We start from the raw sequence: 601 nt of genomic DNA on the forward strand, positions 1-601 counted from the left end.
TATCCAGATGGTTTGCAAACTCTCGGCGTTCGGTTTGCGAAAGTGCCGCAGGCCCGCCAGTTTGAATACCGCTTGAGCGCATGGTTTCCATAAAGTCACGAATATTAAGACGCGCTTTGATGGTGTCTTTGGTGTAAAGCTCGCCACGAGAGCTCAACGCTAGAGCGCCTTTAGTGATGACTTCATCGGCAAGTGGGATATCGGATGTGATGACCAAATCATTTGGCTCTACACGACGAACAATTTCGTTGTCAGCAATATCAAAACCTGCAGGGACTTGAAGTGAGTGAATGTTGGCTCTTTTTGGCACTGGTACAACGTGATTGGCGACAAAGGTACACTCTACGCCGGTTCGTTCTGCGGCACGCACGATGGTCTCACGGATCACTTTAGGACAAGCGTCTGCATCTACCCATAACTTCATTCTTATTTCTCACCCAGTTTTGCTTCTAGCTCTTCAATACGAGCGGTTAATTTTGCGACTGTGTTTTCAAGTGCCGTCAGGCGATCTTCTTCTTTCGATAGTGGCGCAGTGACTTCTACTTTTGGGACGTGATTCGCGCTCTTCCAGCTTTTGATAACAGTAATGAGTGCAGGCATT

General features: G+C 47.8%; 1 protein-coding gene. It reads right to left on the reverse strand.

What is annotated here, in order from left to right:
* Window positions 1–424 (reverse strand): YaiI/YqxD family protein (locus R7190_RS28860; RefSeq protein ID WP_318138065.1); only part of this gene is annotated, 424 nt, incomplete at its 3' end.
* Window positions 425–601: the final 177 nt, after the last annotated feature.

The sequence above is a fragment of the Vibrio sp. 1078-1 genome (assembly GCF_033340475.1).